Raw genomic sequence first — 12,463 nt, 5'->3', positions numbered from 1 at the left:
CATACTAACAAGTAAGAAGACTTGTGCTAAATGGAGGTCAAAGTCCATTTGAAGCCTAGTCCTACTTATCCGCTGGATAAAGTAAGTTAGGAGGTAGACAGATGCATAATAAAAGATGGTACGCTGTAATTGCCTTGGTACTAATCTTCGTTTTTGCTGCGACCGGGTGTTCTCTTATGAATCCACAGTCAAAACCAGAGCAGACTCCTGCAGCACCGCAAAAGCAAGCAATTGAGGGAGAACCTGAGATTTTGGTGTTTATGCATGAAACAGGTGAAAAGAAGAAAATGAAAATGGAAGAGTATGTGGCTGGCGTGGTAGCAGGAGAAATGAAGAATGATTGGCCAGTTGAGGCTTTAGCGGTTCAAGCCATACTCGCGCGAACCTTTACCCTGCAAGCAATGGATGAAAAAGGTGGAGTTCCTGCAAGAGGAACTCAGGCATCGACAGACATTAAGGAATTTCAAGCCTATGATGCAAAGGCCGTAAATGATAGTGTTAAAAAGGCTGTTGAAATGACCAGAGGTATGGTGATTACCTATCAAGGAAAGCCGATACAAGCTTGGTTTCATGCTTCTGCCGGTGGTATCACAGCGACAGCGAAAGAAGGGCTTAACTTTAAGGATGAGGAACCTCCCTACATTCAATCTGTTACCTCTCCTGATGAATTAGCTCCTAGCGATGTGAAAAATTGGACGGCTTCGTTTACGAAAAAAGAAATGATGGATGTTATGACCAAGATGGGGAAAACGGCTGATACTATCGAAAGTGTAGAGATTGGGAAAAAAGGACCATCGGGTCGTACAACTACTTTACTAATTAACAAGAATCTGGAACTATCTGCCCCAGAGGTAAGGGTGGGGCTTGGCAGTACAAAACTTAAATCCATGTTGTTAGACAAGATAGAGGTTACCGGTGACGCTATCGTCTTTAGCGGCAAGGGATATGGACATGGTGTAGGATTGTCCCAGTGGGGAGCAAATAACTTAGCAACAAAAGGCAAGAAACCAGAAGAGATAGTCGGGCAATACTTCAAAGATGTAACAATTGAAAAACGTTGGAACTAATCAAAAACGGCCAGATTTTCTTCTGGCTGTTTTTCTATGTAATATATATACATAGAAGTTCTTGGTATAAAGATGTAGTAAAATGCAAAAAATAGTAATTGCAGGAAGGAGGAGTGACATGAAAAGGATCAAATGTCCTAGGATTCGGAAGCTATCAGCCGATAGACCTGAAGCTTCCATACAACAAGCTGAGAAGGAATTAACAAAATTACAGAAGATGACCAGACAAAGCACTGTATTTGGCGAAGAGATAGAAGATCTTGTTGATCAGTTGCGCCAAGTTGCGGCTCCCTCCTCTGAACCCTTTATCTTTACAAGTATTTTGGAAGAAAATAAAAAATTATTGCAAAGCATTTTTAAAGACTGCGGCGATATTGAATTTCGTAATTTTGATGCGGGTGGAAAGAGTGCATTACTCGTTTATCTTGAGGGTATGGCTGATACTTCCAATTTAGAAAGAAATGTAATTAAACCGCTAATGAGTCAGACGGCACCCGATAATCCGAACACAGGTAACCTATCCGAAATTTTTACTACGATGAAAGGTATTTCAGAGCATATCTTAGGCGCTTCTTCTGTGAGTGTTTTAACTAAAGCTAACGCAGCAATTGATGCAGTGATGATGGGAAATGCTCTGCTTTTAATTGATGGCATTTCTGAAGGGTTGAGCATTTCTGCTGTTAAATACGTGAAACGTAATATTGGCGGAGCCAATAATGAACATATTCTCAGGGGACCCAATGAAGCGTTTAATGAAGGTCTTACAGATAATATTGTTTTGATACGCCGCCGTTCTCGTGATACCAATATTAAAGTACAGATACTAAAGATAGGGGAACGGACGAAGACTTCCGTTGCTATACTATATGTAGCAAATTTAGTAAAGCCAGGTTTGGTGGAAGAGGTAGAGCGTCGCATCAAATTGATTGACACGGATAAAGTATTAGCTTCAGCTAGGATTGAGGAGTTTATCGTAGATCATCCATGGTCACCCTTTCCTCAAGTGCAAACAACAGAAAGACCAGACAAAGTTCTTGCGGCACTATATGAAGGAAGGGTAGGAATCATCGTAGATGGTACACCTGCTACACTGCTAGTTCCTTGTACTTATAACGTCTTGATGCAATCACCAGATGATTACACGATACAACCAGTAATCGCCAGTTTAATTCGCTTGACTAGAAACGTAACCGCTTTTATTGCTATTTATTTACCGGCTATCTATGTTTCTGTAGTCTCATACCACCCAGGAATGTTACCGACTACTATGGCGATTTCTGTAGCAGAGCTGAGGGCGCGTACTCCCTTTCCTTCTTTTTTAGAAGCCATTATGATGGAGCTCTTATTAGAAGTGTTCCAAGAAGCTATCGTTCGTCTACCCCAAAGATTGTCTGGTGCTGCCACTATGGTTGGTGCCTTTATGGTTGGTACAACGATAGTACAGGCTGGGTTAATTAACCCATTGTTAGTAGTGGTTGTTGCCATTACCGCCATTTCCTCGTACTCTATGCCTTCTTATACTTTTAATTTGGCCTTGCGTTGGCTGCGAATCCCCATGCTGGTTTTAGCATCTATATTAGGGCTATATGGCGTCATAATAGGAATATTAGCGGTAACAATACATGCATGTTCCCTGCGCAGTTTTGGTGAATCCTATATTGGAGGATTGTTTGATATCACTCTTTTATCCGATTGGAAAGATGGTGTAGTCAGGCTGCCATCTAAACTACTAAAAGAAAGACCGAAAGAATTTGGTGCTAAGGATCTAACTAGGGGCGGTGAGGAGGATGGCTAATCTCGAAGCGAAAACAAGCATGTCAGCATTTCAGTTAGCAATTGTTTTATTTGTGACTTGTATAGGTGCTCAGATTATGCTGACCCCCCGCGCCCTAATTGAGCAAGCGAAAAATGGATCTTGGATAAGTGTAATAATTGGTGGAGTACTTTTTTACATAGCTACATACTTGATGCTAAGGTTGGGTAAAAAGTATCCGGATGAGACGATAGTAGAGTATGCTCCACGAATTTTTGGGCGCCTGGGTGGGATTTTTGTAATTATTTGGTTCAATCTTGTATTTTTTTTACAAGTTGTAACCATATTCTCTGGTACGGGAAAAATTATAACTTTTTACATGTTTGATCGGACACCACCTGAGGTAGTAATTTTAGCTTTATTGGTGTTATGTACTTATTGTGCGCTGCAAGATTGGGGAACTATTTTGCGCATACATCAATTCTTATTTGTAATAGCCTACAGTATATTACTCATCGTATGGCTGACCAGCATTTTAAACTTCCGGCCAGAAAATCTGCTGCCTTTATGGCCAGTCGATGTAAAAGGGGTTGTTGCGGGGGGCATTTCTACATGGGGCATGTACGGTGGCTATGAATGTGTATTGTTGTTGCTTCCTCTGGTCTACAGAAAAGTGAGTCTTAGTAAATTAGCAAAAGAAGTTGGTTTGGCCTTTATTGGAGCGACTGTATTGTTTATGATTATTATCGTTGTTATCATTGGAGTATTAACGGTTGAAGATGCTAAGAATCTACCTTTTCCAGCTTTAATCGTCATTCGCAGCGTGGAATTGCCAGGTACATTTATTGAACGTTTGGAAAATTATTTACTTGTGACTTGGATACCAGTGGTGTTTGATACCTTGGCGGCTATGATGTTTTTTATGGCACAAATATGTATGCGGCAATGGCGTCACGCTGATCATCGTCCAGCCCTATTACTGCTAGTACCCATAATCTACGTAGGTAGTGTGCTAATTGATAATCCCCAAATATATGATCAGATGGGTAAATTGACAATGTGGGTAGGTCTAGTATTTTCTTTTGGGGTGGTTCCCATGGCATTGTTACTCTCTTGGTGGCAAAAAGGTAAGGTGGGAAAGGACTGTGGCTAAAAAGAAGTGGATTAGTTGCTTGCTGATCATTTGTACATGTATTGTTACAGCTGGATGCTGGGATATGCGGGAATTGCAGGATCGTAATTTTGTATTGGCAGTGGCAATTGATAAGGCAGATGAAGTGAAAGAAGTAGAAACCTTTGTCCAGCCCCATGGTACGAAACGGTATCGTGTAAGTCTACAAATATTAAAGTTTGCTTCGGGTGGGGAACAAAGGGAAGAAACTAACACCTTTATCAAATCCAATACAGGTGAGTCTATTTTTGAAATGGTTCGAGACATGTTAGGACAAAACAGCAAGTCTCTATGGTTTGAACATATACAAGTAATTGTTATTAGTGATGCAGTTTTAAAAGAAGTGGGATTGTCGGAAATTTTGGATTTTTTTAAACGGGATGCAGAAATGCGCTCTCGGATTAAAATATATGTTACATCTGGGAAGGCCCAGTCCATAATTGAATTTACCCCTCCATCAAAGGAACCTGGTGGTGTCTATCTAGCCAATATTATCCGCCTGCATAATAAAAATATTCATGTTGCTGGAGCACGCACCGATCTTGGGTATACGATTCAGTATTTTGATAATAACAGTAATGTTCTTTTACCGCGGATCGAAATGGCTGATAAAGTGGTAAAGCTAAGTGGTTCTGCTGTATTTAAAAAGGATAAGTTTATTGGTTATGCAGATGAGTATGCTGTGGCAGGTCTGAAAATTATGCTAGGTACTGAAAAATCCGCAGTTGTTACAATGGATTCTCCTAAAACCCCTGGGCATCAAGTAATATTCGAGCTCTTTCGTCATGATACTAGGCTAACACCTCATGTAGAAAAAGGGGTCATTTATTATACCGTTGATATTACTATGTATGGAAATATTGGAGAGCTCCAAGGTGATATTAGTTTAAATGATACTCTGGATCCAGAGTATCTCCGTATTCTGGAAGTAGCATTTGCGGAAGAAATTAAACGTAATATTTACTATGCAGAGAAAGTTTTTAAAAAAGATATGAAGGTAGACCCTGTCAGTAGCTTTGCCAGTAAATTAAAGGCCCATGAACCGAATACCTGGGAGCAGGTACAAGACCAATGGGATGAGCTGTATCCAACCATTCCTTTATATGTTTCTGTAAATGTGTCAATAAGAAATATTGGTAGTCATAAGTAGTATGTATAAGTATAACAGGTCCTTTAGATTGTCTGTAGCAAGGTCATGCTGTGGAGGTGGTGGGGTTTTGTTATTTTTAAGAAATTTTGGAGTCGGTAAATGGTCCAAGATTTGTTTAGGGAGTATTCTGTTTATCACGATCAGTCTGTTAATTGGTGGCTGCTGGGATCAAAGAGAATTACAGGAAAGATTATTTGTTTTAGCAGTGGCGATTGATAAAGCTGATGAGGGAGGAGATACTAAGGAAGAAAAAGAAAAAAAATCTATTGAAAACTTTGTGCAGCCTCATGGCAATAAACTCTACCGTCTTAGTTATCAAATACTACAGCTAACACCTGCAAGCGGCAGTGGCGAGGGAGCAAGAAAGGCATCAATATCCACATATGTTATTTCCAGTACTGGTGAGTCTATGTTTGAAATGCTGAGGGATATGTTAGGACAAGTCAGTAAGGGCTTTTGGTTTGAACACCTTCAGGCTATTGTAATTAGCGAAGCAGCTGCTCGGCAGGGTGGTTTGCAGCCTCTTATTGATTTGTTCCGCAGAGATACTGAAATGCGCTGGCTGATAAAACTCTTAATTACTTCAGGCGAGGCGAAAAAACTTCTGGAATATAAGCCACCTGACGGTGAGCCAGGGGGGATATTTTTGTCTGACAGTCTGCACTTATATAAAAAAAATCCTCATGTCCCAGGCTGGATTCCAGGTTTAGGAGAGACTTCACAAGCAATTGATAATAAGAAAACAGTGCAAATCAGCCGGGTTGAATTAGTGGAGGATATCGTTAAAATAGGTGGAACTGCCTTATTTAAGGAGGGCAAATTTGTTGGGTATATCGATGAGTATGCCACTAAAGGAACAGCTTTTTTTAGTGCTGCGGAAAAGTCAGCCATCATTACCATTGAATGTCCCGACCATCCTGGTAAGATACTTGCCTTTGAGCTTTTTCGTCATGAGACAAAATTAACTGTCCATGTCAACGGAGAGGATATTTACTATACTCTGGACATTGGGATGAAAGGTAATCTTGGTGAAAGTCAATGTGGCAATCAATATGACACAATGGATGAGGAGGCGATTCATAAAGTTGAGCTATTAGTAGCGGAAGAAGTAAAGCATAATATATTATATGCTTTTCATATGTATCAAGAGCTACAGGTCGATCCAGGAGATTTTGGTACTAAACTAAGAGCCTATCAGCCATTAGCCTGGGAAAGAGTAAAAGAGCACTGGGATGAGGCTGCATTCCCTAATGTTTCTTTATTTCCTTCTGTTAACGTAACAATAGAAAATATTGGATCTCACAAATAAAAGTAAGCAGCCTTTTGCTGCTTACTTTTATGCTACAAGGACACTTTATCCCATGATTACACTGAACAACCAGAGTGCGATACCAGCTGCAGTATAGCCTATGGCTGTTTTATGAGCCATATTCGCTTCCCGTGCTCGAACATTATGTTTATTTAACAAATTTCCAAGATGCCACGAAGCTACAGCAGTAAAGAAAAATACCAGTAGAACCCATATGCTGGTTTTATGTACGATTTGGAAGGCTAATTTTTGCCAAAGGTAATAAAAGTAGGCTTGATCCATAGTTAGAATACTCCTCGTATATAAATATCTTTTTAGTATGCCCATATTCTCCTGGGCCATGACCTATAATGGGATTAAATTTTAAAGTCTCCTTGTTACTTTGCCAGTACTATTCTCTAAGCCAAGGGCATATACATACAATAAAAAGTTAGCATAGGGGAGGATTTTCTGTGACGATAGATAATAAAACACCTACTTGGCGGCATCAAATTACATTGGTTGATCGTGAGGAAATGACAATTGATGGTGTGCTCAGTTTAGGAAGTTATGATGAAAAAGAAGTCATTATGGAAACCGAGCAAGGTGTGCTCATTGTAAAGGGTGAGGGACTAAATATTAAACAGTTAAATTTAGATAAAAGTAATATTGTGGTAGAAGGATTGATAAAGGGCGTTACTTATGATGACACTTCTCATAATAAAAAAGGTTTGTTAGAGAGATTCTTGAAATAATAATACCTGCAAAAATGCTAAGGCTTGGCGTAAGCCAAGTTTTCTTTCTAAATCTAGAGCGTATAAATTTTGTAGGTGGAAAATATAAAATTTATGAACCACAAAGGCGCAATGCCGCTATGCGGCACACAAAGGAGTGCACAAAAAATATAAATAAAAACCCTTTGTGTCCTTTGCGCCTTTGTGGTTAGATTTGTTTTATGTGTAAGTAGCCGATCTATTTTCCGCTATTGCGGTGCGCGAATGTAGCACTATGTGAATTGTTTCGTGTTACATATCGCGCTTTTACATGTTTCGATTCTTGGGTGAGAGGAGTATTGTCTTGCGGCCCAGATTGTTGGTCCTATGGCGTATCGGATTGGTTGTATTTGTGATTCAGTTGGTTATTTATAGCATCATAGGCTATGGAATTTCAGGGATACATAATAAGTCCTGGGAGAAGTTTAATGGGAACTCCTATGTTATAGCAGATGTCGACAATAAGGTACCTTATGGAGAGTTGATCAATCGACGTGCCCGCCAGGCTGGTATAAATGGCCAAATCGTTGCAAGTTTGATTCATGCAGAGAGTTCGTTTCAACCTCGAGCGCATTCGCCCGCCGGAGCTTACGGATTAATGCAGATTATTCCTAGTACATGGCGCCAAGTGAATGAACAAGCTAAAGTGTGTGCGGGGCGCCATCCTGGAGAATGTACGGTTGAATGTTATTATAATGAAGAGCTCAACATTCGTATCGGAACCTTATATCTTAGTCAATTAGTAAATAAATACGAAGGAAATATGGTATTGGCTTTGGCTGCTTATAATGCTGGCCCAGGGGCAGTAGATAAATATGGAGGAATACCGCCCTATGATGAAACGGTGAATTATGTAAATCGTGTAATTGGTTATTGGTATGAATTATCTTCCTATCCTATGCCTTATACTATTTTTGCAGAAGAACAGTGGGAATATATTCGTACTGCTATAGGGTGGTGGTGCATGGTTACCTTGCTGGGAATGGTATGGATAGCTGGGAGATTGCATCGCTATTATCATTCATGGCGCTGGAGGTGAGGCAGTGCAAGTAGAAAGTCAATTCTCAATTTTTTTATCTACGGTTGCTACAGGTATAACATTAGGAGTATTATTTGATTGCTATCGAGTATTACGCGGTACCTTTAGGGCGAAGGTTTTAATAACATGGGTCACAGACTTACTCTATTGGTTAATTGCGACGGCTGTTGTATTTATTGCTTTGGTGCTGAGTAATTGGGGGGAACTTAGGTTTTATGTGTTTTTAGGAATCATAAGCGGTGTTGGCTTATATTATCGCCTATTAAGCTTATATGTGATCCGTTTATTTACTGGTATGATTAAGCTGACAAAAAGTATCATTGCATTCGTAAAAAATATGTTTATTGTGCTTATTATCAGACCAATCTCTTTGTGTATAAAAATTGTGAGTTGGCCTTTTCGATGGATTAGCAGCAAAATAAAAGCTTGGTATCAGGTTTGGTATCCCAAACCGCCACTTGATGAGAAAAAATAAAAAAGTCTATGAAAAAAAGAGGAATGCATTCACTAATTGGCGAATAAAGCTGTCTGATGCATAATAGTATTTTATATGTGGTGGTGAAGTGAGTGCGGAAACAGCAAAAGTATCGTGTGAAATGGTTTAAACTATTTCTATTTGTATTATGCAGTTATTTTATTTATTTAACTGTTGGTCAACAGAGTCAACTTTCCTCTATTCGCCGTGAAAGTCAAGCCACACGTATGCAGCTTCAGCAATTACGAGAGGCTAATACTGCATTGCAAGAAGAGCGTAAAGCATTACATGACCCTAAATATGTAGAAAAATTGGCTCGTGAAGAGCAAGGATTGGTCAAACCAGGAGAGATTCCTTTCATTTCGGTGGAAAAAAATAATTTATAGCGGCTTTTCTTGACACCTTTTCAGTGTCAAGGTTATAATATGGATGAAAAACATAGTTTTTTAAGGGGGAAGTTTGATTAGTATGTCCATTGAAGTTGGCAGTGTGGTTGAGGGCGTTGTGACAGGTATTACAAATTTCGGAGCATTTGTAGAATTGCCTGGAGGAAAAGTAGGTTTAATTCATATCTCGGAAGTTGCTGATGTATATGTTCGTGATGTGAAAGATTTCCTGAAAGAGCAAGATACGGTAAAAGTTAAGGTTTTGTCAGTTGATGAGCGCGGGAAAATAGGGTTGTCGATTAAGCAACTTCAGCCGCCAAGTCCAAGTCCAGCTCCTAGTCCTATTCCCAGGAGAGCACCAGCCAATGATAATCGGCGTTTTGGGAAAGTGAATGCGCCGTCCTTTGAAGACAAGTTGACTAAATTCTTAAAAGATAGTGATGAACGTCTTGGAGATTTGAAACGTAATACAGAATCGAAACGTGGCGGTCGTGGTGCTGCTCGTTCTCAGTAATAGTTCATCAGAGCATTTCAATTTGAAATGCTCTTTTTGATATACATTCTTTAATTTATCACAGCCTAGATACTGTATGGGAAAAATTTCCTTATGCCTCGACAAAAATAATAGCATTATAGTTCAAAAGAACCACCGACATTGTAGTTGTCAGGTGGTTTTTTACCTTTTACTCTATTTTTTGTCGGAATTTTTGTTTCGTAACGGACTTATTCAGACAAAGATTGAATACCAATATATGTAAAATAATAATATGTACTTGATGCGGGCTATCTATCTCCTGTTGGTATTATATGAATAGAGGTGAATCATTATGCCAAAAGTAACTGTTATTACCTTGCCAAATGAGATGCTAGATGTACCACAACCAATAGCTGAAAAGAAACAAGCACCTCGACAGTTGTCTTTTAAGAAGGTTTTTTACAAAGGATATTGTGTATTGCTGTCTATCATACAGACAGAAAATTGGTTTATCAATATTTTATCCTTTTTATTGGGACGAGTTACGATTATGGGTGACATTGCACCGATTGGATTGGCCTTTTTTGCTGCGGTAGCACAACTGCAAAAAAGACGAGCCTTTATGGTAGGACTATGGTGCATTGCTGGGGTCTTATCGGCAGGATATTACGTAGAAGTTGGCATTTATGTTGCAACAATTTTCTTATATTTTTTGTGGGTAGATAAGCTGACACGATTGCACAAAAAAATAATGGTTGTGCCTTTATTGGCATCTTGCGTGATCATATGCTATGGATTTGTAATCAATATGGTTTCCCAGCCAACTCTATATAGTTTTTTATTACTATTATTTGATGCTGGTACTTGTATGGTGTTGTCCTATATTTTTATGTATGGGGTGCCGCTGTTGCTAGAGAAGCAATCGATCTATTCACAGCAATATGTGACCAGTGAACGTCTCAGTTGCATGATCTTGCTGCTGGCAATTGCCGTGGCTGGACTGGGGAATACCACGGTTTTCGACTATAGTATTCGTAATATGGCAGGTTGTCTCTTAATTATGGTGATGTCTCTTGCCGGTGGTCCAGGACTTGGTTCTTGTGTGGGTGTAGTGGTTGGACTGGTCATAGGGTTAAGTGATGGCAATGCAACGCTGACTGTATCCGTATATGCGGTAGCAGGTGTTTTAGCAGGAGCTTTTCGCGGATTGGGAAAATTTGCAGTCATATTAGGATTTATATTAGGAAGCACCATTACTATATTATATTTTGGACAAGATCAGCAATTATTGCGAATACTAAGTGAATGTGCAATAGCAGGGGGATTGTTTATCTTTTCACCTAACAAGGGATTAGCTGGTTGGTGCGATCTTGCCTTTTCTTCTCCTTCGTCTGTATCTGCAGCCGACAATTCACTGCATGTACAAGAAACGGTATCGAAAATTAAAAATATTGCAGAGGTATTTCATGAGTTGGCTGGAACCTTTGGCAGTATTGTTGAAGATACGAAGGGGAAGATTCGGGATGATGAATTAGCCAAAACACTATCTGCTGTGGGGGAGCAGTTATGTGTGAATTGCAGTAAAAGATCCCAGTGCTGGGAGGCTGATTTTTATCGTACCTACCATGGCATCTTAGAACTGTTGGGACAAACAGAAATCAAATCTATGCCTGTGAGCAAATTACCAAAAGTGTTTCAAGAAAATTGTATTCGAAAGAAAGAGTTAATAGAGACGATTGGCTTGGTAACTGAGCGGAATCTTACTGCATCCTTTTGGCAAAAGAGAATCATTGAGCAGCGCCAAATTGTTACCGAACAAATGGAAGCTACTAGTGTAATTATTAGTAACTTGGCTTATGAAATCGGTAAGGTTGAGCATTCAAATAAGGCTTTATCTCTAGTATTGCAAGAAAAGGCTGCTATGCTGGCTTGTTCTCTTACAGGAGTAAGGGTGACAGGAAAACAAGGGGGAGCTGTAATCGAGGTCAGCAAAGCTCCATGTAATAACAAAAAAGAATGTGTGAATACTATTTTACCTTTAGCATCAAGTATCATGAAAGAGAAATTAATGCTAAAAGCGGAATGTGGTGATGCCAGCAAGAAAAAAAGATGTACCTTAGCTATGAAAGTGGCGAAGCGGTTTCAAGTGGAGACTGGTATTGCTAGTTTTGCTAAAGAGGGACAAGGGGTATGTGGTGATACCTGCACGGTAATTCCTTTATATAAAGGAAAGATAGCATTGATACTGAGTGATGGTATGGGTAGCGGTAAGCAGGCAGCTCTTGAGAGTAATATGGCAATAAAATTTTTACAAAGACTATTGTCAGTTGGTTTTGATATTGATATAGCAGTAAAGACGGTGAATTCTATGCTGCTATTGCGTACTCCTGATGAATCTTTCGTGACTCTTGATATGGTAGTGATTGATACCTATTCAGGAGAGGCTGAGTTCTTGAAGATTGGAGCGGCACCGAGCTTTATTAAGAGGGTTAGAGAGGTTATGACTGTAAAATCATCATCGCTGCCAATTGGTATTTTACAACAGATTGAAATTCAACCAATAAAAGAAATGGTGGTCGAGGGTGACTTTATCATCATGGTTAGTGATGGAATTGTGGATGTTCCCCAAAGTAGCTTGGATAAGGAAAATTGGTTAGCTAATTTTTTGCGAAGAGGAGTCAATACGAAACCACAGGCCTTGGCAGAACAAATTCTCGCTCAAGCATTACTGATGTCTGGCAATCGAGTACATGATGATATGACAGTTATGGTTGCAAAAGTAGCTCAAAATACAGACGTGTAATGACAAGTATATAAATTCCCAAGGAGAATCAAAGGAGATTACCCATGAATAAAAATAACCCAGGATATCTGGGTTATTTTTAT

General features: G+C 39.5%; 12 protein-coding genes. 11 read left to right on the top strand and 1 reads right to left on the bottom strand.

Features of this window, described 5'->3' with window-relative positions; all coding sequences use genetic code 11:
- Positions 1-101 precede the first annotated feature (101 nt).
- The 5 genes from JBW_RS19660 (at position 102) to JBW_RS19640 (ending at position 6,450) form a co-directional block, all read left to right on the top strand.
- A complete protein-coding gene (locus tag JBW_RS19660; RefSeq protein WP_007956216.1) occupies positions 102-1,067 on the top strand; it encodes a SpoIID/LytB domain-containing protein in 966 nt (321 codons plus the stop codon).
- A 118-nt stretch (positions 1,068-1,185) separates the two neighbouring features.
- Positions 1,186-2,862 carry a spore germination protein gene (locus JBW_RS19655; protein ID WP_007956215.1) on the top strand — a complete coding sequence of 559 codons (1,677 nt, stop codon included), beginning with the start codon at positions 1,186-1,188 and terminating at the stop codon, positions 2,860-2,862.
- Complete coding sequence (locus JBW_RS19650) at positions 2,855-3,973, top strand: GerAB/ArcD/ProY family transporter (RefSeq protein ID WP_007956214.1); 1,119 nt, start codon at positions 2,855-2,857, stop codon at positions 3,971-3,973. The genes JBW_RS19655 and JBW_RS19650 overlap by 8 nt, the downstream gene beginning before the upstream one ends.
- The gene (locus JBW_RS19645) at positions 3,966-5,141 is read left to right on the top strand and encodes a Ger(x)C family spore germination protein (RefSeq protein ID WP_007956213.1); all 1,176 of its coding nucleotides are present in this window, start codon (positions 3,966-3,968) and stop codon (positions 5,139-5,141) included. Before JBW_RS19650 ends, JBW_RS19645 begins: the two co-directional genes overlap by 8 nt.
- A 67-nt stretch (positions 5,142-5,208) precedes the next feature.
- The gene (locus tag JBW_RS19640; RefSeq protein ID WP_007956212.1) at positions 5,209-6,450 is read left to right on the top strand and encodes a Ger(x)C family spore germination protein; all 1,242 of its coding nucleotides are present in this window, start codon (positions 5,209-5,211) and stop codon (positions 6,448-6,450) included.
- Positions 6,451-6,495: 45 nt separating this feature from the next.
- On the opposite strand, the gene JBW_RS19635 is transcribed toward JBW_RS19640, so the two are convergent.
- Complete coding sequence (locus JBW_RS19635; RefSeq protein ID WP_007956211.1) at positions 6,496-6,732, bottom strand: hypothetical protein; 237 nt, start codon at positions 6,730-6,732, stop codon at positions 6,496-6,498.
- A 170-nt stretch (positions 6,733-6,902) separates the two neighbouring features.
- Between JBW_RS19635 and JBW_RS19630 the strand changes: the two genes are divergently transcribed.
- From JBW_RS19630 to spoIIE, 6 genes are all read left to right on the top strand, one after another.
- Entirely contained in the window at positions 6,903-7,184 is a 282-nt protein-coding gene (locus tag JBW_RS19630; protein ID WP_007956210.1) for a YabP/YqfC family sporulation protein, read from the top strand.
- 322 nt (positions 7,185-7,506) lie between these two features.
- The gene (locus JBW_RS19625) at positions 7,507-8,241 is read left to right on the top strand and encodes a lytic transglycosylase domain-containing protein (protein WP_007956209.1); all 735 of its coding nucleotides are present in this window, start codon (positions 7,507-7,509) and stop codon (positions 8,239-8,241) included.
- A 4-nt stretch (positions 8,242-8,245) separates the two neighbouring features.
- The gene (gene yabQ / locus JBW_RS19620) at positions 8,246-8,716 is read left to right on the top strand and encodes a spore cortex biosynthesis protein YabQ (RefSeq protein WP_007956207.1); all 471 of its coding nucleotides are present in this window, start codon (positions 8,246-8,248) and stop codon (positions 8,714-8,716) included.
- Positions 8,717-8,808: 92 nt separating this feature from the next.
- Positions 8,809-9,102 (top strand): FtsB family cell division protein, encoded by a 294-nt coding sequence (locus tag JBW_RS19615; RefSeq protein ID WP_007956194.1) that lies wholly within the window; start codon positions 8,809-8,811, stop codon positions 9,100-9,102.
- An 82-nt stretch (positions 9,103-9,184) separates the two neighbouring features.
- A complete protein-coding gene (locus JBW_RS19610) occupies positions 9,185-9,616 on the top strand; it encodes a S1 domain-containing RNA-binding protein (protein WP_007956187.1) in 432 nt (143 codons plus the stop codon).
- A 313-nt stretch (positions 9,617-9,929) separates the two neighbouring features.
- Positions 9,930-12,380, top strand: a complete 2,451-nt coding sequence (gene spoIIE / locus JBW_RS19605) for a stage II sporulation protein E (protein WP_007956185.1) — start codon at positions 9,930-9,932, stop codon at positions 12,378-12,380.
- Positions 12,381-12,463 lie beyond the last annotated feature (83 nt).

It is taken from the genome of Pelosinus fermentans JBW45, assembly GCF_000271665.2.
GTDB lineage: Bacteria > Bacillota > Negativicutes > DSM-13327 > DSM-13327 > Pelosinus > Pelosinus baikalensis.
Note: the sequence above shows the minus strand (reverse complement) of the source record. Positions and strands in the feature narration are given on the sequence as shown.

What these genes read in the sequence shown, in the direction of transcription:
- JBW_RS19610 (WP_007956187.1), top strand. Translation starts at nt 9,185, where the DNA reads ATGTCCATTGAAGTTGGCAGTGTGGTTGAGGGCGTTGTGACAGGTATT.
- JBW_RS19635 (WP_007956211.1), bottom strand. Translation starts at nt 6,732, where the DNA reads ATGGATCAAGCCTACTTTTATTACCTTTGGCAAAAATTAGCCTTCCAA.
- JBW_RS19655 (WP_007956215.1), top strand. Translation starts at nt 1,186, where the DNA reads ATGAAAAGGATCAAATGTCCTAGGATTCGGAAGCTATCAGCCGATAGA.
- JBW_RS19660 (WP_007956216.1), top strand. Translation starts at nt 102, where the DNA reads ATGCATAATAAAAGATGGTACGCTGTAATTGCCTTGGTACTAATCTTC.
- spoIIE (WP_007956185.1), top strand. Translation starts at nt 9,930, where the DNA reads ATGCCAAAAGTAACTGTTATTACCTTGCCAAATGAGATGCTAGATGTA.
- JBW_RS19650 (WP_007956214.1), top strand. Translation starts at nt 2,855, where the DNA reads ATGGCTAATCTCGAAGCGAAAACAAGCATGTCAGCATTTCAGTTAGCA.